At 63.7% G+C, this 26473-nt stretch carries 26 protein-coding genes; 12 read left to right on the top strand and 14 right to left on the bottom strand.

Features of this window, described 5'->3' with window-relative positions:
- Positions 1 to 73 precede the first annotated feature (73 nt).
- A complete protein-coding gene (locus L6Q21_RS16480; RefSeq protein WP_237831845.1) occupies positions 74 to 1225 on the top strand; it encodes a metallophosphoesterase in 1152 nt (383 codons plus the stop codon).
- 40 nt (positions 1226 to 1265) lie between these two features.
- Here L6Q21_RS16480 and L6Q21_RS16485 read toward each other — a convergent pair whose 3' ends face one another.
- Positions 1266 to 1637, bottom strand: a complete 372-nt coding sequence (locus L6Q21_RS16485; RefSeq protein ID WP_237831846.1) for a PRC-barrel domain-containing protein — start codon at positions 1635 to 1637, stop codon at positions 1266 to 1268.
- Positions 1638 to 2115: 478 nt separating this feature from the next.
- Here L6Q21_RS16485 and L6Q21_RS16490 point away from each other — a divergent pair, with 478 nt between their 5' ends.
- The 6 genes from L6Q21_RS16490 to L6Q21_RS16515 all read left to right on the top strand — a co-directional run bounded on the left by L6Q21_RS16490 (position 2116) and on the right by L6Q21_RS16515 (position 11359).
- Complete coding sequence (locus L6Q21_RS16490; protein WP_237831847.1) at positions 2116 to 2646, top strand: RNA polymerase sigma factor; 531 nt, start codon at positions 2116 to 2118, stop codon at positions 2644 to 2646.
- A 2-nt stretch (positions 2647 to 2648) separates the two neighbouring features.
- The gene (locus L6Q21_RS16495; RefSeq protein ID WP_237831848.1) at positions 2649 to 3710 is read left to right on the top strand and encodes a FecR family protein; all 1062 of its coding nucleotides are present in this window, start codon (positions 2649 to 2651) and stop codon (positions 3708 to 3710) included.
- 211 nt (positions 3711 to 3921) lie between these two features.
- Positions 3922 to 6966, top strand: a complete 3045-nt coding sequence (locus L6Q21_RS16500) for a TonB-dependent receptor (RefSeq protein ID WP_237831849.1) — start codon at positions 3922 to 3924, stop codon at positions 6964 to 6966.
- Positions 6967 to 7045: 79 nt separating this feature from the next.
- Positions 7046 to 9475, top strand: coding sequence for a S9 family peptidase (locus L6Q21_RS16505; RefSeq protein WP_237831850.1), 2430 nt, complete (start codon positions 7046 to 7048; stop codon positions 9473 to 9475).
- Positions 9472 to 10122, top strand: a complete 651-nt coding sequence (locus L6Q21_RS16510; protein WP_237831851.1) for a peptidylprolyl isomerase — start codon at positions 9472 to 9474, stop codon at positions 10120 to 10122. Before L6Q21_RS16505 ends, L6Q21_RS16510 begins: the two co-directional genes overlap by 4 nt.
- Before the next feature lie 400 nt (positions 10123 to 10522).
- The gene (locus L6Q21_RS16515; RefSeq protein WP_237831852.1) at positions 10523 to 11359 is read left to right on the top strand and encodes a GNAT family N-acetyltransferase; all 837 of its coding nucleotides are present in this window, start codon (positions 10523 to 10525) and stop codon (positions 11357 to 11359) included.
- Between the two features lie 203 nt (positions 11360 to 11562).
- Here the strand turns inward: L6Q21_RS16515 and L6Q21_RS16520 are convergent, their stop codons facing one another.
- Positions 11563 to 11874 (bottom strand): LysE/ArgO family amino acid transporter, encoded by a 312-nt coding sequence (locus L6Q21_RS16520; RefSeq protein ID WP_237831853.1) that lies wholly within the window; start codon positions 11872 to 11874, stop codon positions 11563 to 11565.
- A gap of 424 nt (positions 11875 to 12298) precedes the next feature.
- On the opposite strand from L6Q21_RS16520, the gene L6Q21_RS16525 reads away from it, so the two are divergent.
- From L6Q21_RS16525 to L6Q21_RS16535, 3 genes are read left to right on the top strand one after another with little or no spacing between them, the layout of a single operon-like run.
- The gene (locus L6Q21_RS16525; protein ID WP_237831866.1) at positions 12299 to 13210 is read left to right on the top strand and encodes a methionine ABC transporter ATP-binding protein; all 912 of its coding nucleotides are present in this window, start codon (positions 12299 to 12301) and stop codon (positions 13208 to 13210) included.
- Positions 13207 to 13872 (top strand): methionine ABC transporter permease, encoded by a 666-nt coding sequence (locus L6Q21_RS16530; protein ID WP_237831854.1) that lies wholly within the window; start codon positions 13207 to 13209, stop codon positions 13870 to 13872. The genes L6Q21_RS16525 and L6Q21_RS16530 overlap by 4 nt, the downstream gene beginning before the upstream one ends.
- Positions 13873 to 13882: 10 nt before the next feature.
- Entirely contained in the window at positions 13883 to 14680 is a 798-nt protein-coding gene (locus tag L6Q21_RS16535; protein ID WP_237831855.1) for a MetQ/NlpA family ABC transporter substrate-binding protein, read from the top strand.
- A 961-nt stretch (positions 14681 to 15641) separates the two neighbouring features.
- Here L6Q21_RS16535 and L6Q21_RS18275 read toward each other — a convergent pair.
- The 12 genes from L6Q21_RS18275 to L6Q21_RS16595 all read right to left on the bottom strand — a co-directional run bounded on the left by L6Q21_RS18275 (position 15642) and on the right by L6Q21_RS16595 (position 24791).
- Positions 15642 to 15908 carry an alpha/beta fold hydrolase gene (locus L6Q21_RS18275; RefSeq protein ID WP_255696957.1) on the bottom strand — a complete coding sequence of 89 codons (267 nt, stop codon included), beginning with the start codon at positions 15906 to 15908 and terminating at the stop codon, positions 15642 to 15644.
- Complete coding sequence (locus tag L6Q21_RS18280; protein WP_418895836.1) at positions 15905 to 16552, bottom strand: alpha/beta fold hydrolase; 648 nt, start codon at positions 16550 to 16552, stop codon at positions 15905 to 15907. The genes L6Q21_RS18275 and L6Q21_RS18280 overlap by 4 nt, the downstream gene beginning before the upstream one ends.
- Before the next feature lie 182 nt (positions 16553 to 16734).
- A complete protein-coding gene (locus L6Q21_RS16550; protein ID WP_255696958.1) occupies positions 16735 to 17697 on the bottom strand; it encodes an aldo/keto reductase in 963 nt (320 codons plus the stop codon).
- A 20-nt stretch (positions 17698 to 17717) separates the two neighbouring features.
- Positions 17718 to 17999: an SDR family oxidoreductase gene (locus L6Q21_RS16555; RefSeq protein ID WP_237831867.1), complete on the bottom strand. Its 282-nt coding sequence runs from the start codon at positions 17997 to 17999 to the stop codon at positions 17718 to 17720.
- Entirely contained in the window at positions 17884 to 18420 is a 537-nt protein-coding gene (locus L6Q21_RS16560; RefSeq protein ID WP_237831857.1) for an SDR family NAD(P)-dependent oxidoreductase, read from the bottom strand. The genes L6Q21_RS16555 and L6Q21_RS16560 overlap by 116 nt, the downstream gene beginning before the upstream one ends.
- 240 nt (positions 18421 to 18660) lie before the next feature.
- Positions 18661 to 18864 (bottom strand): hypothetical protein, encoded by a 204-nt coding sequence (locus L6Q21_RS16565; protein WP_237831858.1) that lies wholly within the window; start codon positions 18862 to 18864, stop codon positions 18661 to 18663.
- A gap of 14 nt (positions 18865 to 18878) precedes the next feature.
- Positions 18879 to 19676, bottom strand: a complete 798-nt coding sequence (locus L6Q21_RS16570) for a hypothetical protein (RefSeq protein WP_237831859.1) — start codon at positions 19674 to 19676, stop codon at positions 18879 to 18881.
- 415 nt (positions 19677 to 20091) lie between these two features.
- Entirely contained in the window at positions 20092 to 20796 is a 705-nt protein-coding gene (locus L6Q21_RS16575) for a putative quinol monooxygenase (protein WP_237831860.1), read from the bottom strand.
- Positions 20797 to 20833: 37 nt separating this feature from the next.
- Complete coding sequence (locus L6Q21_RS16580; protein ID WP_237831861.1) at positions 20834 to 21889, bottom strand: SDR family oxidoreductase; 1056 nt, start codon at positions 21887 to 21889, stop codon at positions 20834 to 20836.
- A 13-nt stretch (positions 21890 to 21902) separates the two neighbouring features.
- Positions 21903 to 22694: an SDR family NAD(P)-dependent oxidoreductase gene (locus tag L6Q21_RS16585; protein ID WP_237831862.1), complete on the bottom strand. Its 792-nt coding sequence runs from the start codon at positions 22692 to 22694 to the stop codon at positions 21903 to 21905.
- A 47-nt stretch (positions 22695 to 22741) separates the two neighbouring features.
- Entirely contained in the window at positions 22742 to 23971 is a 1230-nt protein-coding gene (locus L6Q21_RS16590) for an NHL repeat-containing protein (RefSeq protein ID WP_237831863.1), read from the bottom strand.
- Positions 23972 to 23999: 28 nt separating this feature from the next.
- Complete coding sequence (locus L6Q21_RS16595; protein ID WP_237831868.1) at positions 24000 to 24791, bottom strand: sulfite exporter TauE/SafE family protein; 792 nt, start codon at positions 24789 to 24791, stop codon at positions 24000 to 24002.
- A 200-nt stretch (positions 24792 to 24991) separates the two neighbouring features.
- On the opposite strand from L6Q21_RS16595, the gene L6Q21_RS16600 reads away from it, so the two are divergent.
- Positions 24992 to 25909, top strand: a complete 918-nt coding sequence (locus tag L6Q21_RS16600; RefSeq protein WP_237831864.1) for a LysR family transcriptional regulator — start codon at positions 24992 to 24994, stop codon at positions 25907 to 25909.
- A gap of 59 nt (positions 25910 to 25968) precedes the next feature.
- Positions 25969 to 26364, top strand: a complete 396-nt coding sequence (locus L6Q21_RS16605) for a hypothetical protein (protein WP_237831865.1) — start codon at positions 25969 to 25971, stop codon at positions 26362 to 26364.
- Positions 26365 to 26473 lie beyond the last annotated feature (109 nt).

Below are 26473 nucleotides of genomic sequence, written 5' to 3' on the forward strand. Positions count from 1 at the left end.
TCACTCGTCTCCATCTGACGAGCTAACTTACCAATGGCATGATTTCTGGGGAGCAGGTCACAGGTCAGAATCGATGCGGATCTTCAGTCTTCGCCAAGCTGCGGTCGCCCTTTGCGCGGCATTCGTCGCCGTTCCGGCCTGGGCCGAGACGTTCAGCGTCGCCGTGGTGCCGGACACGCAGAACTATTCGGATGCGACACTGCCCCAGCCGCGCGGCGCCGACACCTTCGCGCAGCAGATGCAGTATCTGGTGGACAGCCGGGGCGAAAAGAATCTGGTGTTCGTCACTTTCGTCGGCGACATCGTTCAGCATGGCGACGGGCAATTCCGCCAGAAGATCGAGGGAACCGCGGATCAGTTCCGCACATGGGATACCCGCGCCGAGTGGGACAACGCCAATCGCGCCGTGTCGATCCTCAGCCGCTCGCCGATCCCCTTCGGCATGTCACCGGGCAATCACGACTATGACAATTATAGCTGGTGGGCCGAACCGGACGGCCCCGGCGCGTCGCGGCCCCTCGCAGGCGGGCGGGCCTGGGACTATTATTTCGGCCCGTCGTCGCGGCATTTAGCAGGCAAGCCCTGGTATGGCGGCGCCTTCAACCAGGGGCTGAACAGCTACCAGTTCTTCACCGGCGGCGGGATGCGCTTCCTGCACCTGTCGCTGGAAATGCAGCCCACCCCGGCGGCGCTCGATTGGGCGCAGGGCGTGATCGACGCCAATCCGGGTCTGCCGATCATCGTCACCACCCACGAATGGCTCGTTCCCGTGCTGGCGAAGACCAGCCCTGCACGCTCCAACGGCTATGAGGCCTATTTCGCGGGGACCGACCATCTGCCGCCCGACGCGGTGTGGGACCGCTTCATCCGCAAGAATGCGCGAATCTTCCTGATCCTTTCCGGCCACAACTGGACGCCGACCGTCAACGGGGTGTCGCAGGGCGAGAATCTGCGGATCGACCGGAACGACGCCGGCCAGCCTGTCTATCAGGTGCTGCAAGACTATCAGGGCAACACCATCGGGCCGGATGGTAAACCCGGCTCAGCCAATGGCGGTGCCGGCTGGCTGCGCTTCATGGAATTCGACACCGACCGGCGCAAGATTCGCTTCTACACCTATTCGCCGCTGCTCCATCGCTATGCGGGCCGGAACGGCGAAAAGACGTTCGGCGCGCCTGCGCGCTATTCCGAGTTCGAACTGGATTTCCCGCCCCAATTGCGGTGAAGCGAGGCGGCGGACGAATCCTCATCCGCCGCCTGCGCGATCAATAGGGGTAGGTGACCCCGTAATAGCCGTAAACCTCGCGTCCATAGTCGCGGTCGAAGATGGGTTCGTCGGACGCAGCGTAGCGCGGTGCTTTCTCCAGCACCGTCTTGTCGAGATTGACGACATAACCGCCCTGGTCGGTGTCGTAGTTCAGGACGTCCCAGGGCAAGGGATAATAGTCGGCACCCAGCCCAAAAATCCCGCCGAACTGGAGCACGGCATAATCCACCTTGCCCGAGCGTTTGCCGACGAGAAAGTTGTAGATCGAGCCGAGCTTCTCGCCCTGCCTGCTGTAGACGGATGTTCCCTCGACCTTGTTCGATGCGATCAGGTCGGTCGTTTCCTCGGTTTCGATATCGTGGTCAGCCATGATGATATCCTCTGGATGGTAGGGTGTTCGACCGAAACGGCACCGGGGTATGTTTGTGCCGGGGCAGGTTCCGCGAGACCCCCTGATTTCAGACGAATGCAGCAGGAACGCGGTCGAAGCGTGCAGTGGGTCGACCGGCGGGATTGATGCGGGCACCAGGATCATCCCCACGCCTGTCGCTTTGTGGCCCTTCCGTGCGCCAACGATATCCGTTGGAAAGAAAGTTGCCTCCGCTGTCTATGGAGGCCTTTAATCGGACGGTGCATGCCAAAAGACGAACTGTTGAGTGGCGAAGAATATTTCCTTGCATGCAGGCGGACTGAACCGGCCCGACCCATTGCGGACGAAGCCACCTGCTTGCTACTGACCAGGTCGGATCGATCGATCCGGTGGGCAGGGCGATAACTGCAATGTCCGTGTCCCCTTCCCTTGCATCTGGGTGGGTTGTTGCTTTCCGATACCCAACAGGATGAGGCAGATGCGGTTAGGGACGCAGACAGACGGCAACGGCGACCAGGATATTCTGGAAGACCTGAATCGCCATTTCCGGGCGCCCCTCGTTCGCTATTTCAGCCATAATGGTATCCACAAGAATGATCGCGACGATCTGGTGCAGGAGGTGTTCCTGCGCCTGGCTCATCGTGGCCGGCTGGGCGAGATCGATCAGGTGGAGGGCTATCTCTTCACTACGGCCAGTTCGGTCTTCAAGGACTGGTGCCGGCAGGCCTATTCCCGCGCACTCACCGCGCATGTGCCTTTCGAGGCGGTTTCGCATGAGGGGCGGGACCATTCGCCCGACCAGATCCTGCTCGGGCGTGAGGACCTCTCCCGCGTCACGGGGGCCTTGCAGTCGCTTCCGGAGCGCACGCGTTTCGTCTTCGTCCTCCGCCGGCTGGAAGGCATGGCCTATAAGGAGATCGCCACCCGCCTCGGGATTTCGGTCAGCGCGGTGGAAAAGCACATGCAACGTGCTATAGCCCATCTGCTGGCCGTCAGGTGGGAAGATTAACGGTGGGCAAGACAGCGAAAGCGCACGAAGCCGGGCGAAACGACGCAGCTGCCCACTGGCTTGTCCGCCATGATGCAGGGGCGCTGACCAAAAACGAGGAGGCCGATTTCGACCTCTGGCTGGCTGAGGATTCCCGGAACGCCGAACGATATGCGCAAGCGGTGAAGCTGTGGGGCGTCTTCGACGAGACCGGGGCGCATACGCAGCTCGAAACGCTACGCCAGGCCGCCCTTGCTGCGAGGCCGGAACGCCCGGCGGCTTCTCGCTGGCAAACCCGCCTTGTGCTCGCGGCCTCCGTCGCGCTGGTGGCACTGGGCCTTGGCAGTTCCGGTCTGCCCATTCATCAGCCGGCAGGAACGCCGATGCTGGAAACGGCTTCGACCAGTGCGCCTGCCGGTCAGCTTTGGGCTCAAACCTTTGCAACCGGTCGCGGACAACAGGCAACCCACGATCTGCCGGATGGCAGCCGGATCACATTGGACGCTGCATCCCGCCTGCGGGCGCGCTTCGCGGACGGCCGGCGCGCACTGTTCCTGGAAAAGGGGCGCGTGCTGTTCGAAGTGGCGCATGATGGTGCCCGGCCCTTTGTGGTGACGGCGGGAAGCCGCACGATCACCGCACTGGGCACCCGTTTCACCGTCAGTCTCGACGAGCGGCGGCTACGGGTTTTCCTCGCCGAAGGCAGGGTGCGCATTGGCGCAGGGGAGGAAGAAGACTCGCCTTCAGAAGCATCCGTCATCCTCCTGCCCGGACAAACCTTCCTGTCCCATCCCGGGGAGCTGGAAATCACGCGCTCCGTGGAGGCGAAGGAACTTCTCTGGCGCGAAGGGCTTGTCGAATTCGACAGAACCACTCTGGGCGAGGCCGTGGCGGAGATGAACCGCTATTCGGCGCGGCCCATCCTGATCGATGATGCGAGGATCGCCGGGCTGGAGATCAGCGGCCTGTTCCGCACCAGCAGGCCCGAGCGGTTCGTTGCCCTGCTTTCCGAAGTCTACCCTGTGCAGGCTGTTCGGGAGGGAGATAGGATCCACCTGGTCGCCAAAACGGCTGAGCCTTCCTAGGGCGCATTGCCCGCCTGCGTCGCTTTTCCAACAATTTTGATAGAAAAATTGATTCACCTGCCTTTGTGGCATGTGGATTACGCCACCTCTCACGTTCTTGGCATTGGGCTGCCTGCGCGCCGACGGCGTAGCGGGGCCACAAAAAGGGGAATAATGAATGCCAAGCCACATGCCTTTGATCCGTGCCATCGTTCTCGCGTCCGCCGGCCTGATGGCGGTTGCAGCCACCGCCCAGACATCGCCTACCGTGCCGCACGAAACCGCGAATGCCGGCAGACCGCTGGCGGACGCCCTTCGCGACGTGGCGCGCCGCACAGGCATCGATATCGCCTTTTCGCCCGCCGTCGTCGAAGGGCATCGGGTGTCCACGGGGGCGTCGGAAGGCTCGGCGGACAAGGCGCTGGCGCAACTGCTTGCGGGCACCAATCTCATCGCGCGCCGCGCCTCGGCCGGCGGTTATGTCGTCGAGCCTCGCGCGGTTTCCGCCGCCCCCGTCCGCCCGGCCCTCTCGCAGGCGGATGAAGGCGCACTGGCGTCCGACATCGTGGTCACCGGCTCTCGTGTCGAGCGGTCGGCACTGGCTTCCGCATCGCCCGTGACGACGCTGACAGACACGCGGATCATGCAGTCGGGTGTCGCTAACATCGGCGACCTGCTGATGCAGACGCCTTCTGTCTCGGTCGGCGAAGGGTCGCGCAACTCTGCGCAGGTGTTCCTGAATCTGCGCGGCCTCGGCACCAATCGCACATTGACCGTGGTGGACGGTCGTCGCCGGGTCTCCGGCTCGGCGGTCTCGTCGGCGGTAGATCTCTCCATCTATCCTTCCGCGCTGATCGAGCGCATCGAAATCGTCACCGGCGGCGCCTCGGCCATATACGGTGCGGACGCGGTGACGGGGGCCGTCAATGTGATCCTGAAGCGCGACTATGAAGGACTGCAGGCGAGCGGCCGCATCGGCCTGACCGGGGAGGGCTCCTCCAAGGATTATCTCGCCTCCGTCGTGGGCGGTGGGACGTTCCACGACGGGCGCGGTTCCGTGACTGTGGCACTCGCCTATCAGCGCATCGAGCCGCTGCGCGCATCTTCCCGCAAGTTCTACCGGGACAATGGCGACATCATCCTGGGTGCGAACCCGAAGAACACTGGACCGAACGACGGCATCTTCGATCAGATCGTCTATACCGATGCCGTTTTTCCTACCTATGCTTATGAAGGCATCTTCGCATTGGGCGGGCAGCGCTATCTGGTGGAGGGCGGGCAGCTCCGCCCTGTCCGGCATGACGCCACGCCGCAGGGTCCGCTCGGCACGATCGCGCAAGGCGGCGACGGCTATAACAACCGGGATTTCGACCATCTGCGCCGGCAGGTGGAAACCATTTCCAGCATCGGCCGGCTAAGCTACGAGGTCATCGACGGGGTGCGACTGTTCGCCGATGTCGAATATGCGAACAAGAAGTCCATTTCACCGGGCGTCGGTGACTTCGATCTCAGCTCGGTGATCCGGATCGACAATTATTTCGTGCCGGCCGCAATGCGGGATCTGATGACGCAGAACGGCGTGCAGCAGGTCACCGTCACCCGCTCCAGCCGCGACCAGGGGGTGCGTCGAGACCATTCGACGGCTGACGTGCTGACTGTGGCCGGCGGGGTGGAAGGGGAATTCTCCAACGGCTGGGATTATAACGCCTTTATCCAGCACGGCAGCTTCCGCCAGACGACGCAGACTTTCGGCCGCCGCATCTCGGCCCGTTATGCCGAGGCCGTCGACGTCATCGCCGATCCGGTCAGCGGCGATCCCGTCTGCCGCAGCGCCTCGGCCCGCGCGGCCGGCTGCCTGCCCGTCAACATCCTCGGAGAGACGCAGTCCTCGCCGGCGGCGCTCAAATATTTCATGCCCGTCCTCACCAGTTCCTTCGAACAGACGCAGGACATCGCCGGACTGCAGCTCAAGGGGGACGTCATCGAATTGCCGGCCGGTCCCATCAAGGCTGCCGTCGGCGGCGAATGGCGGCAGGAGCGCCTGCAGCGCCGCGACGATGCGCTGACGCTGAGCGGCGCCGTGCTGTTCCTGACCGGATTTCAGCCGATCGATGCGAAGTTCAACGTGAAGGAGGCCTTCGCCGAGGTGCTGGTGCCGGTTCTGGCGGACAGACCCTTTGCCAGGTCGCTCGACATCGAGGGGGCTGTCCGCGTGTCGGACTACAGCACCATCGGCTCGACGGTGGCCTGGAAACTGGGTGCCAACTGGGCGATCGACGGGAATGTCCGCCTGCGCGGTTCCATCGCCCGCAGCGTGCGGGCGCCCAACCTTTTCGAACTCTACAACCCCGGCATCACCGGAGTGACCGGAACGTTGCAGGATCCCTGCTCGGCAGCGCTTATCAATGCCAACGCGCAACGCACCGCCAACTGTCGTGCGCAGGGCGTTCCCGAAGGCTATGTCGATCCGACGATCGGCTCGACGCGCTCGCTGCTCACGGGGGGGAACCCGGACCTGAAGGAGGAAACCTCCAAATCCCATACGGCCGGCATCATCCTGACACCGGGCTTCCTGCCGGGCCTGACATGGACGACGGACTGGTGGAAGATTCGCATCGACAATGCGGCCAGTACGATAGACGCGCAGACGGCAGCCTATGCCTGCTACGATGCGGCGTCGCTCGACAATGTTTATTGCTCGCTGTTTGAGCGCGGCGGCTTTGACCGCGTCGGCAACGGAGACGCGCATTCGATTACATTGGTGCGCCAGAACGTCATCAACATCGGCCGGCTGAGCGCCGAGGGCATCGACACGCAGCTGAGCTACATCCACCATTTCGGCGAGGACACCCGGCTGCAACTCCTCTTCAACGGCACCTATCTTCTGAAGAACGAGCTGCTGGGCAATCTCGACGACCCGCGAACGCTCCTCATCCAGGACGGCGAGGTGGATAATCCGCGCTTCCGGGGAACCTTGCAGGCCAACTATTCCACTGGCCCCTGGTCGGTCGGGCTGGTGGGCCGCTTCATCAGCGCCGCCAAGGCGGACCAGCAGGCCAGCAAGGAATTCCGTGACCGCAACCATGCGAATGCCCGACTCTACACCGACATCAACGCCGGTTACCGCTTCTCCGAAAGCGTCTCCATCTTCGGAGGTGTCAACAACCTCACCAACACAAACCCGCCCCTTCTGCCGGAGGCGGTGCAGGCCTCGCGGTCCGGTCTCTACGATTCGATGGGCCGCACTTTCTTCCTTGGCGGCAACATCAGCTTCTGAAGACCTTTCCGGGCGGGCGCGGCCTTACAGTAGCCGTGCTCGCCCGGACCTTATTGGATACCATTCCCCGGAGATTCCGATGAACCATTTCGCCAGCCTCTGGCTAGCCTTCTCCCTGCTATCCGTGGCGCAGCCAGCCCTTGCCGTCGACAGTCCGCAGGCTACCCTTGGCCAGCAGACAAGCGAAGAAACGCTGCGCGAGCGTTACCGTAATGCCGCAGAGATCCAGGGTGTCTTTGCCCGCAACCTGATCCTCAACCGCAGCGTCTCGGCAAACTGGATCAACGGCTCGGACATCTTCTGGTACGAGCGGCAGGTGCCGGAAGGCAAAAGGTTCATGATCGTCGAGGCCGAACGCCGGGCGCGCCGCGAGGCGTTCGACCATCGCGTGCTTGCCAGCGCGCTCTCCGAAGCAGGGGGCAAGGAGGTGCAGGCCGACAAGCTGCCGATTTCCGGCTTGTCGTTCGGACGCAATCTGGAAACCGTTGAATTCGAGGCCCTTGGCAAGCGTTGGCGTTACAGGCTCGCCACTTCCGAATTGACCAACCTAGGCGCGGTGCCGACGCCGGCGCTGCTCCTCTCGCCCGATGCCAGCCGGGGCGCCTTCCTGAAGGACGGCAATCTCTGGCTGCGCGACATGCGCTCGGGCGCTGAGCGGCAACTGACCACCGACGGCGAGCACTTGCACGGCTATGGCGTGGAGACGGACGCTTTCGGCAAGCCCGTGGGCAGGCCGCAGGCGGTCTGGTCGCCGGATTCGCGCACGCTTTTCACAGCACGCCTCGACGAGCGCCAGGTCGCCGAACTCCCGATGGTCGATTTCGTGCCGAAGGACGGCAGCCTTCGCCCCCAGGCCTATTCCTATCGCGTGGCCCTGCCCGGAGACGAGCATGTGCCGACGTTCGAGATGCTGGCGATCCACACCGACACCGGGAGGATCGTTCGGGCGGATTACCCCGCACTGGCCGGCGTTCGCATGAACGACACCCCCTTCAGCAGCAACCGGGCGGCGTTCCTGAACGCACGGCTGGCCTATTTTGTCGACTTCGCGCGGGGCGAGCAGAAGGCCAGTCTGGTCGAATTCGACATCGAGACGGGGAAGACCCGGAAGCTGTTCGTGGAGGAAGGCGATGGATTCATAGACCTCGGCCCGTCGATCCTGCGGCCGACGCCTTTCCTGCTGCTCGATGGCCGGGATGAACTCGTCTGGTATTCGGACCGTTCCGGGATCGGGCAACTCTATCTCTACGATCTGCGCACGGGGAAGGTGAAGCGCCAGCTCACCTCTGGTTCCACCCCGGTACGCGATGTCATCGGAATGGCCGGCAAGTCCAGACAGCTGATCTACACGCGCGGCACGACGAAGAAGGCGGCAGACCCTTATCGCCGCGAACTGGTCGCCGTCGATCTCGACAACGGGCGCAACCGGCTGATCGAGCAGCTGGACGCGGATATCGCCCTTGCCTCCGAGGTTCCGGTAAGGCTGTCCGCCACGATCGAGGGCGACACCATCGCCGCTTCCGGCCTTTCACCGAGCGGCCGCTATGTGGTGCGCACGGCAGCGCGGGCGGATGGTCTGGCGGACAGCAGTCTCATCTCCCTTTCGGGGAGGCAGCCCTTCCCGCTCGAACAGGCGGATACGAAAGCCCTGCCCGCGGCATGGCGTTGGCCGGAGCCGGTGAGGCTGACTGCGGCGGACAGCAAGACCCCGCTCAGCGGCCTCATCTTCCGCCCTTCGTTCCAGAAGCCCGGCGAGCGCTATCCGGTGATCGACTATATCTATGGCGGCCCGCAGATGGCGAACGTGCCGCAGGCGGTGGCGGGCAAGGCCTATCTGGAGGCGGCCTCTCTGGCCGAACTGGGCTTTGTCGTCGTCGTCATCGACGGGCGTGGCACCCCGGAACGCTCACGCGCTTTCCACCAGCATGTCTGGCGTCAGGTCGATCATGCGAGCGAACTGGAGGATCATGTGGCTGGAATCCGCCAGCTGGCCGCGCAGAGAGCCGACATGGATCTGGAGCGCATCGGAATCTACGGCTTCTCCGGCGGAGGCTATATGACGGGGATGGCGATGCTGCGCTTTCCCGAATTCTTCAAGGTGGGCGTGGCGGGCGGCGCCAATACGGACCAGCGGCTTTTCTGGCACAGCTGGGGCGAGCGCTATAACGGCATGCCCGAGGGAGACAATTATCTGCAACAGGCCCTGCCGACGCATGCCGCCCGGCTAAGCGGCAAGCTGCTCCTCATCCATGGCATGAACGATTTCTGGGTGCACCCGGCCGGCATGTTCCAGCTCATGCAGGCGTTGCAGGACGCCAACAAGGATTTCGACACGGTGCTGATGCCACAGGAAGGGCATGCCCTGAACGGCTATGCCCAGCGGCGGATGTGGGCCTATTTCCTCCAGCATCTGCGCGGAGAGGAACTCCCGGCCGGGCTCCATCATCGCAGCCAGCAGGATCAGGGGACGCTTCGCACCGCAACGCAATCGCGCAAGAACGAGCGATGAGTTCCGGCCCGGCGATCAGCCGTCGGACGGCGGTTTCGCTGGCTGCAGCAGCGATCATCCTGCCCGGGCGGCTTCGGGCCGAGCTGGTGCGGCCACGCGTTCGCCTGCAGACGGCGCTCGGCGCGATCGACATCGAAGTGCGGCTCGACCGGGCACCCCTCACCGGCGGCGATTTCCTGCGCTATGTCGACAGCGGAAAATATGCGGGCGGGCGTTTCTTCCGTGCCGTCCGCGCGGACAATGACGCGAACGAGCACAGGATCACCGTCATCCAGGCTGCCGTGGCCCCTGGGGTGGAGCGCTTTCCGCCGATACAGCATGAAACGACTTTGCAGACCGGGCTCATCCACGATACCGGGGCAGTTTCCCTTGGCCGCACGACGCCGGGAACGGCGACTGCCTCCAGCTTTTTCATCTGTGCCGAGGCGTCTCCCGCGCTGGATCATGGAGGCCTGCGGAATCCGGACGGGCTGGGTTTCGCAGCCTTCGGCCATGTCGTCGGCGGAATGGATGTGGTGCGTGCGATCAATGTCCTTCCAACGACCGGCGTTTCGGCGTCCGCCGTCATGGTCGGGCAAATTCTGGCGGATCCGGTTTCGATCGAGAGGGCTGCTGTAGTCGACGGGGCGGCAGCCAGCAGGCTGTAGCCGAGGGTTCTGCCCTGGATCCAGGAGTCCGGTTCCTCGCCCGCAAGCTCGACATCATGCCAATATTCGGAATGCGTATCGAAGGAATGATCATCGCCCGGATCATGCCTGTCGGCCTTGCACAGCTTGCCACCGAAGAACCTGTGGAACCCTGCTCGCCATGGCAAATGCTGAATTAACCGCACATGGAGCTGTTCCTTCCGGAGACCGGCTTGTCCCCTCCGGAACCTGCTTGATTTCCATCGAAATCTTGACACTCAGCGCAGCACAGGTTGTTGAGGCCTCCAATAGCAAACCCTGATGAATCGATGGTAACAGCATGTTCAAAAGGGGGGGGCGCCTCACCCCTCACGCAAGCGCTCTTTCCGCATGGGAAGGCTAAGATCTGAAAGTCCGTTCCATGAACCCTGTGATCCGGCCGATGGCCCAGTCCGACCTCGAAGCGGCCTGGGCGCTCTCCCGGAGCTTTGACTGGCCACATCGGCTGGAGGACTGGCGCCTTTTCCTCGATCTGGGACAAGGGCTGGCGATGGAAGTCGATGGGCGGGTGCAGGGAACGGTAATGGCCTTCGATCACGGCGCTGCCTTGTCGACGCTCGGCATGATGATCGTCGCCAAGGCGCAGCAGGGCAAGGGCTTCGGCCGCAAGCTCGTCGAGGCGATGCTGGCGCGTCTCGAGGGGCGGTCGGTTGTCCTTCAGGCCACCGAGGCCGGAGCCTCGCTCTACACCCGGCTCGGCTTCCGGGACGCGGGCCGGATTCTTCAGCATCAGGGGGTCGCGCCCATGATCGAACCGCCCCTGCTGCCATCAGGCTACAGGATAGCCCGCATCGATGCTTCGGATCGCGCGGCGGTCGATCTCTATTCCAGAGCCAGCGGTGCCGACCGGTCTCGCCTGATGGCCGGCCTGTTCGCGACAGCGCGCTGCGCCATGCTCTACCGGGACGGAGAGCCGTCAGGCTTCTCGATGATGCGTGAGTTCGGCCGGGGATGGTGCATCGGGCCAGTTGTCGCGCCTGACCGGGAGGCCGCGATGGCTCTGATCCAGTATTGGGTCGCTGCCAATGCAGGGCGGTTCACCCGTGTCGATCTGACCGGGGACGAGGCCCTCTCCCGATGGCTGGAAGGTCTGGGTCTGCCGCTTCGCGACGGAGCCCGCACGATGGTCCGTGGTCGACTGCCATTGGCTACCGGCGATATCACGGTCTTCGCTCTGACCGCGCATGCGCTAGGCTAGGCCCTGCCTGACTGTTGTTCGAAGCTCAGCGGGCGTCGCGACGCCAGGGAGCGTGATAATGCACCCGCACTGCAGCTTCTGATGTCCGCAGCAGGTGCGACAGGAGGCGCCGGAACAGATTTGCATCGGAGCCGACCGTGGGGCGGATCATGGCGGCATTCGGGTGCTCGCTTGGGGCACGGGCAGATTGGAACAGCATGTCTTCAACCTCCGATGATCAGTTTGAGGGCGATCCCCCACATGACGAATGCGATGCCGCCTTCGAGGAGACGCCAGGCCGAGGGGCGGGCGAAGATCGGGCGGAACCAGGCCGCGCCATAGGCAAGGGCGAAGAAGAACAGGAACGACCCGGTCATGGCGCCGGCCGCGAAAGACTGTCCCGATCCCGGAAACTGCGTCGAGATGGATCCCAGCAGGAGGACCGTGTCGAGATAGACATGCGGGTTCAGCCAAGTGAAAGCGAGACAGGTAAGCCGTTTCGCCGCCGACAGTCTCGCTGGCCTTACGCGGCACATTGTTGCCACGGTCAAGAGAGACCTTGGCAAAGGCAATCGTTCAATGGATCAGTCCGATCCCCAATAACCCTCATGGTGAAATTGGAGATACCTCTGGGGCAGCGCGCGGGGTCAAACCGGACCTGAACAACGATCCAATGACAGAGCAGATAAGCGGGAGAGAACCCGGGGACCTGATCTTTGCGACTCAGGAAACAACAGGAGGCTGTTGCGTTATGATATTTCTACCAGATAGATAGGGAATCATGAGAATATCTTCAGAACAGAGAATCTGACGGTGCCAGAAGCAGACCGAACCTCAGGCCAGCCTGCGCTCCGCCCGGAATTCAATGCCGGATCGCCTGAGCGTGCCGCTTCTGATCAGGCTGTTCTGTTGCATCGGGTTTACAAGCATTTCGGGCCGGACCAGCCTGCGCTCGCCGGAGTGGATCTTGCTGTTACGCATGGCGAGATATTCGGGATCATTGGGCGATCCGGTGCCGGCAAGTCCACGCTGGTGCGGCTGTTGAACGGGCTTGAGCGCGCCGATAGCGGCACGGTGATTGTGGATGGCGTCGATATGGCCGATGTCTCGGGATCCGCCTTGCGGACACTGCGTCGCCGGGTGCAGATGATCTTCCAGAATTTCGGTTTGCTCTCCTCGCGGACAGTGGCGCAGAACGTGGCACTCCCCCTCAGGATCGCTGGTGCTGACTTGGCCGGGATCGACGGCAGAGTTGCCGATCTGCTGCATCGGGTCGGCCTTATCGACTATGCCGGGAAATATCCCTCCCAACTCTCCGGCGGGCAGAAGCAGCGCGTCGGCATTGCCCGCGCACTCGCCACCGCGCCGGACATCCTGCTCTGCGACGAGGCGACCAGCGCGCTGGACCCCGAAACCACCGCAAGCATTCTGGCGCTGATCGCCGACCTAAACCGCGAACTCGGGTTGACCATCATCGTCATCACCCATGAGATGGATGTGGTACGCCAACTCTGCGACCGCGTCGCGGTGCTGCATAATGGGCGCGTGGTCGAAAGCGGCCTGGTGTCCGACATCTTCTTCACCCCGGCTGCACAGGAGACGCGCGCTTTGTTGACGGATGCGGGGGCGGACGGCGCAATGGGGATCGCCTTCCCCGGACGGGTGGTTCATCTGGCGCTGGAAGGCGAGGCGCTTGCAGAACCGGTGCTCACCCGCATTGCACGCGCGACGGGGGTAGATTTCACGATCCTTGCCAGCCGAATCGGCCATTTTCGTGCCGGGAGCGTCGGCCAGTTCACGCTGGGACTATCTGGAGGCGATCAGGATGCGGCGCTGGCCGCGCTGGCGGATCAGGGAAGGGTCCGCGAATGACTGGCGTTTCCGGAAACCTCTACTGGAGCGAGATCAGCCGTGCGAGCCTCGAGACGCTGGCGATGCTCGGCGGTTCGCTGGCGCTGACCATCCTGTTCGGGCTGCCGCTGGGCATCCTGTTGTTCCTGACATCACCGGGGCAGCCCTGGGCCAGTCGCGCGGCCAGCGGCCTGCTCGGTTTCGCGGTGAACCTGTTGCGCGCCGTGCCATTCATCATCCTGCTGATCGTCATGATCCCGCTCACTGTGCTGCTGGTCGGCACCTCGCTCGGCGTCCTTGGCGCGATACCGCCGCTGGTGGTGGGCGCGGCGCCCTTCTTCGCCCGTCTTGTCGAGACCGCGCTGCGCGAGGTCGACCGCTCGACCGTGCAGGCCGTGCAGGCCATGGGTGCGACCACGCGGGAACTGGTGCTGCTGGCATTGCTGCCAGAGGCGCTGCCAGGGATCGTGGCAGGGATCACGATCACCGCGATCACGCTCGTATCCTTCACCGCGATGGCGGGCGTGGTGGGGGCCGGCGGCCTGGGCGACCTTGCTATCCGCTTCGGCTATCAGCGCTTCCAGACCGATGTAATGATCGTGACTGTGGTCCTGCTCCTGCTGCTCGTTCAGTGCCTTCAGATGATGGGCGACCGTCTCGTCCGGTACTTCAGCCACAGATAGGATTAACAAGATGCGACCTTCTCTGCTCCTGATCCTTGCTGCCCTCACGGCGCTTGCCGGCTGCGGCAGCCCGGGCGGAAAGGACAATCCCGATACGCTGACCGTCGCGGCGACCGCCGTGCCGCATGCCGAAATCCTCGAAGCGGTGAAGCCCGCCCTGGCGCGCGAGGGCGTCAAGCTCGATATCCGGGTGTTCAACGATTATGTGCAGCCCAACACTCAGGTTGCCGAGGGCGCCATCGCGGTCAATTATTTCCAGACCAAGCCTTATCTCGACGAGTTCAACAAAGCGCGTGGCACCCATCTGGTGCTGGTGGCTGCCATCCATGTTGAGCCATTCGCGGCCTATTCCCGCCGGTGGAAATCGGCTGCGGCAATCCCGCAGGGCGCTGATGTCGTCATTCCGAGCGACGGTTCCAATGCGGGACGAGCCCTGCTGCTGTTGCAGAAAGCCGGCCTGATCACGCTGCGCCCGGAGGCGGGGGCACTTGCTTCACCGCGCGACATCCTCACCAATCCGCGCGGGCTGAAGATCCGCGAACTGGAGGCGGCGACGTTGCCCCGCGTCCTCGATCAAGTCGATCTTGCGCTCATCAACACCAACTATGCACTCGACGCGGGCCTCAATCCGCTGCGGGACGCGCTGTTCATTGAGGACAGGGATAGCCCCTATGCAAACTACCTCGTCGGGCTGGCCGAGGCTGCAAATGATCCACGGGTGAAAAAACTTGTCGCCGCGCTCCGTAGCCCGGAAACGCGCGCATTCATCGAACAGAGATACGAGGGAGCTGTGATTCCTGCCTCCTAGTTTTCAACTCCTTGCCAGCAAACTCAAGGACCGAAACAGGCAAAGTCCCTGTACATATAACCAATAGCAGTCTTCCATTTAGAGTCTGCCCTTTATTCCATTGATATGGCACATTGCGTGCCACAGAAGCGTGAGAACCTCGCTTGGGAGAATTGATGCCATGGCATCCGGCCAGGTGGCCGACGCGTATGTCCAGGCCGCTTGCGGCTAAAGGCATCGGCGCATCTCTCAAGCATGTTCTCAACACCCGGCTCCCGCCGGCTCCGCTTCGAACCTTCGAACCTTCGAACCTTCGAACGGGGCAGGCATGGACCACAGGCTGACCATATTCCAACGCAATTCTTTGCCGGGCCATCTCGTACGGGATGTTGGCTCATGCGCCTCATGCCGGATGAGATGGAAGCGTTCCTGACGCCGCGCCTTGCCGAAGAGGATCCGATTCCGCCCGATGGCTGGCTGCAGGGTTCTTGCTTGGGTGACAATGTCGGAGCCGGAATAGCCCAGTCGACGCAACGCGCTGTTTACAGTGTTTTCGGACATCGGCCCCTTCGTCGACCTGGGGCAAGGGAACACGAAGCACCATGTGCCGGTTACTGCCTGCGCGGACCTCACTATCTCAAGTGCCTGACGAGACAACGGCACGCGAGCTCGCGGTGCATCTTCCTTTTCGCCGCGGGGATACACCAAACAGCCCGGTCGAGATCGACTTCGCTCCATTCCATGTGGCAAAGTTCCCCGGGTCTCTGGAACAAGTGCGGCGAGAGTCTCAACGCGAGCATGATCGTGGGTTTACCCAAATCGCCCTCAATGGCCCGCATGAACTCGCCGATGCATACCGGATCCGTAATCGCCGAATGATGCCGGACCGTCGGCGTGATGAGCGCACCTCGAAGGGAGTATGGCGGCGCACATCGTATCCCTCGCCTTGCGAGGACGCGCCAGGGCGTGCCTTTCGCCGCTTCTATTCCGCAAGCGTCTCGAACAATATCCGCAGGAACCGCCCCGGATCCTCGACCTGAGGCGAATGCCCCAGCTCTGGAAGGCGAACGAGCGTCGCGTTCCGGACACGGTGCACGGCGATCTCGGCCGCCTGAGGCACGGTTCTGGGCCTGATGCCCACGGGCGCTGTGGCGCCCCGGAACGCGGTCCTGTCCGTCTGGCCGATGATTAGCGTCAACGGCGCTCTGAGGTCTGGCAGTTCGGCGGCGACCGGCTGGGTCTGGATCATGTCCGACAATCGCGCCTGGGCGTCGCGAACAATATCCCCATCCTCGCTCGCATATTCGCCGGCCAGCATCGGGACCCAGCGGCCATATTCGGGGCGCCAGGCGCCGTCATAATAGACGCGCTGCTGATAGGCCCTGATGGTCGCTGCATCGGTTTTCGCTTCCTCTGCGCGAAGCCGACCCAGATCGGCATAGGGCACCCCTTCGCCTCGGTCAGCCCGAGCGGATTGACAAGGACCAGGCGCTCGACGCGGCCCGGCATCATCAATGCAAAGCGGCTCGCCAGGATGCCGCCTGTCGAATGCCCCACCAGGACCGAGCGCTCTACGCCGGCCTGGTCAAGTAACGCTCCCGTCAATGTCGCCATGGCGTGGAAGCTGTATTGATAGCCTTGGGGCTTGGAGGATTTGCAGAATCCGATCTGATCGGGCGCGATCACGCGATAGCCTCGCGTGGCGAGCGCGCCGATGGTCTCTCCCCAGGTGGCCGCGCAGAAATTCTTGCCATGGAGCAGAACGACCGTTCGGCCTTTGGCGCGACGTCGAGATAGGCCATGCGCACGCCCGGTCCCTGCAAGGCGGTCTCGAACCATCGGACGGGGATAGGGATAGGCGAACAGCTCCAGGTTGGCGCCGAGCGGCACCATTTCTGCGCGTGCAGCGTGCGCCGTCCCCAGGATGGCCAGCGGGAGGAGCAGCCCGCACGCGATGCCCACGCGGAAGCGGGGAGGATCCCGTCGGCTCTACGCCTCACGAGCCTCTCCCTGCTTGCAGGAGCCACTGGCGCAAGCTGGCGCCACTGGACTCCATTGCTGCCTCCAGGCTCCCATCATGCGCTTGCGGCATCGAGAAGCGCGATGTCGTGCGTCGCCAGCGGCAATTGGGCTGCCCGTGCGAAGCTTTCGACATGGCCTACGCGGGTGGCGCTCGCGATCGGCGCTGTCACGCCTTGGCGGGCGATGAGCCAGGCGAGCGCCACCTCGGCCGGCTGAGCCGAATGACGAGCACTGACGGTGTCCAGCGCGTCGAGGATCGCCCAGCCGCGCGGGTTGAGATATTTGACGATGCCGTCCCCGCGCTTCGACTGGCCAAGATCGGCTTGGGCCCGGTCGGCGCGATATTTGCCCGAGAGAAAGCCCGAGGCGAGACTGTAATAGGTGACGACGCCCAGCCCCTGCCGGATCGCAAGATCGCGCAGCGGGCCGTCATAGGAGGCGCGATCGTAGAGATTATATTCGGGCTGGAGTACCTGATAGGCAGGCAGACCGTCGCGACGCGACACCTCCAGCGCCTCGCCGAGCTGGTCTGCATCGAAATTGGAGGCGCCGATCGCCCTGATCTTGCCGGCCTTCAGCAGCTTTTCGAACGCGCCCAGTGTCTCTTGATGGGGCGTCTCGGGATCAAACTGATGCGAAAAATAAAGGTCGATCGTCTCGATACCCAAGCGTATGAGTGACTGCTCGACGGCATCGACGATCCATTTTTCCGATAGCCCGGTCTGGCTTGGCTTGCCTAGGCTCATGCCGACCTTGGTGAAGATCGTCACCTTGTCGCGCGCGCCGGGGCGCGCTTTGAACCAGTTCCCGATGATCGTTTCCGATTCCCCTCCGACATTGCCCGGCACCCAGGCCGAATAGACGTCCGCCGTATCGATGGCGTTGAAACCATGATCGATGAAGGCATCGAGCACGTCAAAGCTGGCCTTTTCATCGATCGTCCAGCCGAACACATTGCCGCCCAGAACGATCGGGGCGATAGTGAGGCCAGTGCTGCCAAGGACGCGGTGTTCCATATCTTTCCTTTGCTATTCGCTCATGCGATGGTGCCATCGATATAGACGGTGCCGCCCATGATGTAGGGATTAGCGAGAAATGCCATGATCTGCACGGCGATATGCTCCGGCGCGCCAACCAGGCCCGCCGGCAGCCCCCGGGCGGCGCTGACGAACATGTCCCTGCGCGTATCGTCGGCCAACCCGTCATAGAGCTGGGTTGCCGCCAGGCCGGGCGAAAGACGGTTGACGCGCACCGGCGCGAATTCGAGGGCAAGGCCGCGCGTCAGTCCTTCCAGCGAGGCGTTGATCCTGCCCTGGATCGCGGCGCCTTTTCTCGGGCGCACCGAAAGGAAGCCCGAGACCGGGGTGAGCGAGCGGCCATCGGCGATCTTCCCTGCGCGCGATCCGATACGCGCCCCGGAATTTCGAATTCATCGACTGATAGGCATCGCTGAGCGGCAGGCCCCGAACCGGCGCCACCCTGGTCTTCGCCGCCGAGATGAGGATGTGATCGAACGGCAACTCTTCCGCGAAAAATTTCTCTATCGCGGTTTCGTCCGTGATGTCGAGCCGCCGGCCGAACGTGCTGGCCCCGAGCCGGGCAACGGCGGCTTCCACCTTGTCTGGCGAACGCGACGCGATGGTCACGGAAGCCCCGGCTTCGCGCCCCGCGCTGGCCGCGCCGAACCCGATGTCCGATGTGCCGCCGGCGATGAGAACGCGCTTGTCAGAAAGTGTCATGCCCTCGCCTCCCTCCGTCTGGAAATATGATCGCCCGCCGCGGGTCCGAGCCCTGCGCTGTCCCGGATGGCCGCCAGCGCGATCAGCAGGAAACCGATGCGGAAGGGGAAGGCCTGCGCAGCCTCCATGCTGGCGATCGTCTCGCCGATCCGCTAGGTGATCGCGCCAGGCCGCACAGCAGGGACGCCTGCGTGAACAGAGCGAATCGCGACGGTGAACGCCTTACGCGTCCCAAAGTGATCAGCCGCTCACCGGGATGAAGATGCCGAGCGCCAGCATATCGGCGCTCACCCCGCTGCTCAGGTCGAGCGGCTGGACCGCGAAGCTCGCCGCGATATGCGGAATTGCCGGGGAGATGATGGTTGCATCGAGATTTTCCATGAAGAAGGTGCGGGCGACCAGAAGGGCCCGCGCGGCGCTCCCGGCCTCGGTCGCCCCAGTCATATCAGTTTCCTCCGTCATACACCGATATGCGCGCTTGCCGGGAGGCGCGGTGACGGCCCGACCCTCTCGCGATGGCCGATCCGCCCCAGCATCTGGATGCGGGCGGGGGCCGCCACGCCAAGGGCGTCGTGCAGTTCGCGCACATCGGCAGCCAGCTCTTGAAAATCCTGAAGCGCCTCGCTGTGCGGCTGCATGTCGAGTCCGAGCGCCCTCGCCTGAAGGTGGACGCGCACCCAGTCCCGCCCGGCCTCGAACATGCCCTTGCGATCGAAGGCCGGCGAGACGATCCACAGATGGGCGTGGCCAGTCTCCACCGTACGGCGATAGGCGGTCCGGTTGGCCTGGAACTGCGCGCTTGACGGATCGGACAGCGTCTCGAAACTGACGGAACCCGCCGCCCGGGCGAGCGCGGCATCGGACACATAGGGACCGTAAGGCGCGGCCGCAATCGCCGCGTTGCCCACATGCGTCCAGTGCGCGACTTCCTCACGCGTCGGTGCGTAGCCGATCCAGGCATCCCAGGCGCGCTGGGTGATGTCCTGAACCTTCTCCGCCCGCTCCAGCGCTTGGTTGACGTAGACAAGATCGGGGTTACGGGCCGCGGCGCGGATCGTTTCAAGCTGGCTGGGGGCGACCGGGCGTGTCAGATCGAACGACGTGCGGTTGGTATGGCGATCGAGGATATGGTCGAGCAGCGGATCGCGTTTCGGCGCGGTTCGGCGCGGTCCGGCGCAGCGTGAAGACGGCGATCGGACGCTGGTCGAGCAACGGCCAGGGCTCGCCTTCGGGGAAGAGTGAAAGCTCGGCGGCAAGCCCCTCAGCCTCAAGGGCCAGCACCAGCAGTTCCGCGAAGGTGCCGAAGCCGACGGTCAATTGCCGGTCCGGCTGGTCCGACCCGTTCAGCCGGCGTTCGCCGCCATTTCGCAGAATCAGCCAGTCGCAGCCCGGCAGTTCGCACAACCAGGGTTGCAGATTCTGGGGATTTGGGGGGATGATCGCATGGGCCACCGCGGGCACCCGCGGATCCGGGTGCCCGCGCAGAGCCGCAGGCGTCCAGGCCTCCCAGGGATCGGGCGGCGTTGGGGCGGCGCCGGCCTAAACCGCGCCCTGCACCATCGCTTCGATCGCCCATGCGGGCGCTATCCACAACCTGCCAGCGCCGGCGGCGGTGACGGCCAGGAATGACCGTCGATCCATGACTTCCTCCTGCGGCGGGTCGGCATTGCGTCAGGCTGCGACGTCGCGCAGCAGGTAACGCTCGGGCGGCTGGGCAAGCGTGCCCGGCACGATGCCGTCGAGCTTCAGCGAATAAGGCTGGCCGAGATGCGCCTCATGGCTGGCAACGCTCGCCCAGCGCTCCAGCAGCAGGAAGCTGTTGCCATCGTCAGCCTCCTGATGGAGATCGAACAGATGATTGCCCGGCGCGGCGCGGGCCTGCGGGATGACCTCGGCGAACGCCTTGATGAAAGTCGGGCGCGCGTGCGGTTTCACCTTCAGTCGGACGATCACGTTGCGGGTGGTTGCCGCCGCCGGAACGGGGGTATGCACGAAGGCAGGCAGCCCCGGAACGTCGATCAGCCAGACAGTGTCCGGCTGTCCGGCCAGGCTGGCGGACGCCTGCGCCTCGACCGCTTTCAGATGGGGGAGCGTCATATGCTCGGCATGGGCAGCACGGCTGCGCCAGCTTTCGAACAGGATCAGCGTTGGCGTGTCGTCCTCCGGCTGAAACACGTCGAATGCAATATTGCCCGGCTCCTTGCGGCTGGCTCGCGCATTGGCCTGCATGACAGGGAGGAAGGTCGCGAAGGCGTCGGCCCTGATCGGCAGCAATGTGAAGACGTGAGCGGGAGCGGTTACCTGCGCGGCAAGACGGCCATGCAGGCCCAGCACGGGCACCGCGGCGGCGGCGATCATGGTGCGGCGCGTGATCATTGGATTTCCTTTCATGGTCGGAGTGAGCGGATCGCTTTCACGGGATGATCTTGCGGGCGCGGAACGCATCGAACAGGCCCAGGAACATCGCCTCGGAATCGACGACATCGGCGAAGCCTGCCTGCCGGATCTTCGTCGTCGCAGTGATGACATCCCAGTCGCAGCGGAAGATGAAGTCGCCGAACCCCCAGGCCACGACGTTGTCGAATGGCACCGGGAGCAACCCGTGCTTCTCAACCATCCGGTCCCAGACCGGCCCCTTGTCGGCCATCATCTCCGCCAGTGGGATGGTCATGGGCGGGGCCAGCTCCATGCCGAAATGACGGGCGAACCGTTCCCACAACCGGTTCCAGCGGAAGATATCGCCATTGGTGAGATTGTAGGCCTCGCCGCCCTCCGCCTGTTCGGCCGCCCATCGGGAGCCGGCGGCAAGCTGCGCGGCGTCGGTCACCTGCGCGAGCCGGCCATAGCAGTCTGCCGTGCCCGGAAAGCGCAGCGGCAGACCAAGTTCCTTCGAGATCGCGGCATAGACCGCGATCACCATCGAGATGTTCATCGGATTGCCGATCGCGAAGCCGCAGACGGCATCCGGCCGCAGCACCACCATGTCCCAGGAGCGTCCCGCCGCCCGCTCGCGCAGCCAGTCCTCCTGATCATAATAGAACATCGGCGGCATCTGCCGCGGATCATCTTCTCGCGCCGGAGTCGGGAAGACGCCGAGATGCGCCCCATAATATTTGGCGCCTTCATAGAGGATGACACGCCTCAGCGACGGCGACGTGGCATCCACCGCCTCGACCAGGTTCGCCAGCAGGGCCAGGTTTACGTCCACCTGCCGCTTCGGATCGGCATGTTCCTGATAGGCGGTGTGAAAGACATGGGTGACGTCGCCGAATGCCGCGAGCGTGGCTCGTGTCGCCGCCGCATCGGCGAGATCGACCGAAACGAAGCGCGCCGGCGTCTCGAAATCCGGCGCGCGGCGCGAGATCGCCGTGACCTTCCAGTCTGGCCGGCCAGCTAGATGCTCGACCAGATTGCGGCCGATCACACCAAGACCACCCGCCACCAGCGCGTGCTTTTCGACATGTGCCATCAGGATAGCCGGCTCAAATGCTGTCCACCACGCCGCCATCGACGCGCAGCGCGGCGCCGGTCGTAGCCGAGGCCTGCGGCGAGCTGGCATAGACCACCAGATTGGCGACCTCCTCCACCGTGGCCGCGCGCCGAATGATCGAGGACGGCCGGTTTGCGAGAACGAAATCGGCGGCGACTGCCTCGATCGTTCTCCCTGATGACTCCACCTCCGCCTTGAGCATCTCGGCCATGCCGTCCGACAGCGTCGGCCCCGGCAGGACCGAGTTGACCGTGACGCCAGTGCCCGCCATGCGCTTGGCTAGCCCCCGCGCGATCGATAGCATGGCGGTCTTGGTGAAGCCGTAATGGATCATGTCCGCCGGGATGTTCAGCGCAGATTCGGACGAGATGAACACCACCCGGCCCCAGCGCTGCTGCTCCATGCCCGGCAGATAAGCGCGCGTCAGCCGCACGCCGGACATCACATTGATTTCGAAGAAGCGCGTCCATTCCGCGTCGGGTGTCTCGAAGAAATCCTGCGGACCATAGATTCCCAGGTTGTTGACGAGGATGTCGCAGCGAGGGTGTGCGGCGACCAGCGCGGCGCAGCCTTCCGCGGAACCGAGATCGCCGGCAAAACCGACAAGGTCCGCATGTGGCAAGACGGCCGCAACCGCAACCAGCGCCGCATCGGTGCTCGCCTGGCTCCGGCCGTTGAGGACGACGCGCGCGCCGCTTGCGGCCAATCCCTCGACGATGGCCAAGCCGATGCCGGCCGAAGAGCCGGTGACGATCGCCGTTCGGCCTTCAAAATCGATCTTCATGGGGTCATCTCTCCATTCTCCTCCTGATGAACGCCGACTATCGCGCCTCACTCGGCTCCTGTGAACACGAGCTTCTGGACGCGCCGGCCCGTATTGACCTCGCTGACATAGAGATTACCTTGGGAGTCGATATCGATGCTGTGAAGCCAGATGAACTGGCCAGCCTGGCGGCCGTTGCGACCTATCGCGGCCAGCACCTGATGTGTCTCGCGCAGCAGAATCCAGATGCGCCCGTTCATCATGTCGGCAATGTAGAGATACTTGCCGTCGGGAGAGACGGCTATGTCGGTTACCGTGCGGGTACCGCCCGTTTCCGGCGCGATCGCGATGTCGCGCACGAACGCCAGCGTGCCGTCGGACGCCTGGCGGAAGAGTTGCGCCCGGTTGTTGCGCCGGTCGCAGACATAGACATGCCCATCGCCGGTCGGCACCACGCAGTGGACAATATCACCGAAGCTGCGCGATTGCGGATCGGCGCCGCCATCTGTGGTGCTGGTCGCCTGGCTCTGGTCGAAATTGCCTTCGCGGCTCGGCCCGGCGGGCGGCAGCGCATAGGCACCCCAGGAACCGGTATAGCCGCCATCGGCGGAGTTGAAGCGGATCACACGCTTGTTGATATAGCCATCGGCGATCAGCACCTGGCCATTGTCGGCATAGACATCGGCCGGGTTGCCGAGCAGCGCCCGGTCTTCATTGCCGCCTGTATGCTCGCGCCTCCCGATGCTGCGGATGAACTTGCCGTCGGCGGTGAAGTTCAGCACCGCATGGTCGCCGTCGCCGTTGCCGCCGAACCAGACAGTCTTGTTCGCGTCGACATAGACGCCATGGATGCTCTTGGGCCACTGATTGACCCCGTCGACGACCGGCCCTGTTTCCGGGCCACCCCAGCCCGCAAGATACCGTCCGTCGCGCGCGAAGCGCACCACGGTCGGCGCGGGCTTGCAGCACACCGCGGTCGGCGGACTCTGGGCTAGGCCGGTATCGGTTGGCGTAAGCGAATGCGGGCGATGCACCACCCAGACATCGTCATCCTTGTCGACCGCGACACCGGCCACCTGGCCGAGCATGAGATCGGGCGGCATCTGCGGCCAGGCGGCGTCGACCTTGAAGCGCGGGAAAGGCGTGCCGGGCATGATGACCTCGGTTTCCAGACCGACCAGCCCGGAGGCTGGCGGACTTTGGGACGCCTGCGCGCCGGCGATCAGGCTGGCGGCGGCCAACACGACCGTGAGTGTCGCCCGCCCTCGTCCCGTCCATCTCGCTGCTCTGCGCATCATGTTGCTCCTTTCCTGTGTTGCAATCGCTTCAGGCGCTGAAACCGCGATGGATCATTACCAGGCCGATGACCACGAGATAGACGCCGAAGATCGGGCGAAGCCGCTCGGGCTTGAGGCCATGGACCGCCGCCACGCCCAGCGGAGCGGTCACGAATGACGCGGCGACGATGACCACGGCAGCCGGAAGGTTCACATAGCCGGTTGAACCGAACGGAAGCCCCTTCAGACCCAGGCCGGCGATCAGGAAGCCGGTCGCGCCCGGCACGGCTACAACCACTCCAAGGCCTGACGCCGTGGCGATCGCGCGATGAAGCGAACGCCCGCACAACGTCATGACGATCACCGCGATGGTGCCGCCGCCGATGCCGAGCAGCGCCGACAATGTGCCAAGACCGCTCACGATCCCCACGCGCGCGAGACCGACCGGCATGGCGCCCGTCGGTCTGTGCAGCGCGCGGGTCAGGCTGGTCAGAAAGTGGACCGACATCAGGATCACCCCGATCCCGAAGATCACCAGCAGAACATCACCCGACAGCCTGCTTGCCAGCCATGCCCCGAAGACGGCGCCAAGCGCGATCCACGGCGCCCAGCTTCTCAATATGTCGAAATCGACGGCGCCGCGCCGTGCGTGCGCCTGCATCGAACGCAGGGAGGTGGGGATGATTGTGGCAAGCGAGGTGCCGATCGCAAGATGGGCGAGATGTTCGGGCGCTCCTCCAAGCAGGGGGAGGACGATAAGCAACGCAGGCACGACGATGAACCCGCCGCCTATGCCGAACATTCCGGCGGCAAAACCTGACAGCAGTCCGGCCAAAAGCATCGCGACAAGCGGCAGTGTCCAGTCGGATTCAAAGATCATGGGTGGCGGCTGGAACCCTCCTGAGCAACGGCGAATCGGCGCGGCTGGAGTCTCTGTCGGTGGATGTATTTTGATAATAGGGATATTGAGAGATTTAATATCAAATCAGCGTTGAGAATGAACATTCTGAAGGCACACAAAATTTTTCGGAAAGGTATCCGATGCTCGATGACCTCAATGAACTGAAGACCTTTCGCGCCATCATCGAGCAGCGCAGCCTGACCGGAGCTGCCACGGTGGTGGGCGCCAGCCTTGCCGTGGTCAGCAAGCGCCTCGCCTCGCTCGAACAGAGGATCGGCCTGCGTCTGGTGCATCGGACGACGCGCCGGCTGTCGCCGACCGATGACGGGCTGGTGTTGCTCGAGAGCGTCGTGCGGGCGCTGGATGCGATCGAGGAGGGCGAGGAGCGGATCTCTCGGGGCCGGGTGGAACCGGTCGGTCTGCTACGCGTCACCGCTCCTGTTTCGTTCGGGCGCAGCCATGTGACGCCGCTGCTCGGGACGCTCGCGCAAGAGCATCCGCGATTGAAGATCGCCGTTCGGCTAACCGATGTGGTGGTCGACCTTGTTGCCGGCGGCTACGATGTTGCAATTCGCATCGGCGGCCTGGCCGACAGTTCCTGCATGATGCGGAAGCTTGTTGGAAACAGACGTATTCTGGTCGCTTCGCCTGCTTACCTCGACCGGCGCGGACGCCCGGAAACCATCGAGGATCTCGAAGGCCATGACCTGCTCGGCTATGGCAATGCAGTCTTTCCCTGGTCGCTTACGCACCGAAGCGGAGCGACCGCCACGGTTCCCGCATCGTTCCGCCTGGCGTCCGACAATGGCGATGTGGTACGCGACTGGTCTGTCGCTGGCCTTGGCATCATGATGAAGTCGGAAATCGATGTCGCCGATGATCTTAAGGCCGGCGTGCTCGATCGAACCATGCCGGACTGGCACGGCGGCGATGCGCCGATCGTCGCCCTCTACCCATCCGCCCGCCATCTGCCGCTCAAGACGAGCATTCTCCTCGATGCGCTTGCCGATATTCTATCTGTTTCCGGTACCTCCTCCACTCGGTCGCAAGTCTATTGAGGTTCATATCGGCATGTCGCACGTCATGGCCGCCCCGCGCGACCCGGTGCCGAACCGCCTTGCAGAGCTATCTCGGCGTTGCGAATGACCACGCTATCGTGGGTTTCCGTGCGTTCGTTGTTGGCGAAGTCCGGTACGAGGAAGCGCTCGAACGTCTGACGAAAGGATTGGCCCGCCATCCCGTGCCTATCATGCTGCTGGCCCGACTTGGCGCGAGTGAGGCGTGGCAGGACAAAAGGATCGGTGCGGGACTGTTATACGACTTCATTCTGCGCACGCTGCAAGTGGCCGAGATTGGCGGCGTCCACGCGCTTTGGTTCACGACAAAAACGATGCGACGCATTCTTTCTATCGGCGATTCGAGTTCCAGTCGTCTCCCACCGATCCGCTACATTTGTTCGCACTCACCAAGGATTTGGAGAACGTCTAGACAGGAAGGTGCCTTGTCATCGTGATGACCGGTCCGCCCCCGGGCATGGCGATGCCGGCAAAGTGGCTGTCCATGACCTGCTCCCCAGAAATCATGCCATTGGTAAGTTAGCTCGTCAGATGGAGACGAGTGAT

Source organism: Sandaracinobacteroides sayramensis (assembly GCF_022014495.1).
Classification (GTDB): Bacteria; Pseudomonadota; Alphaproteobacteria; order Sphingomonadales; family Sphingomonadaceae; genus Sandaracinobacteroides; species Sandaracinobacteroides sayramense.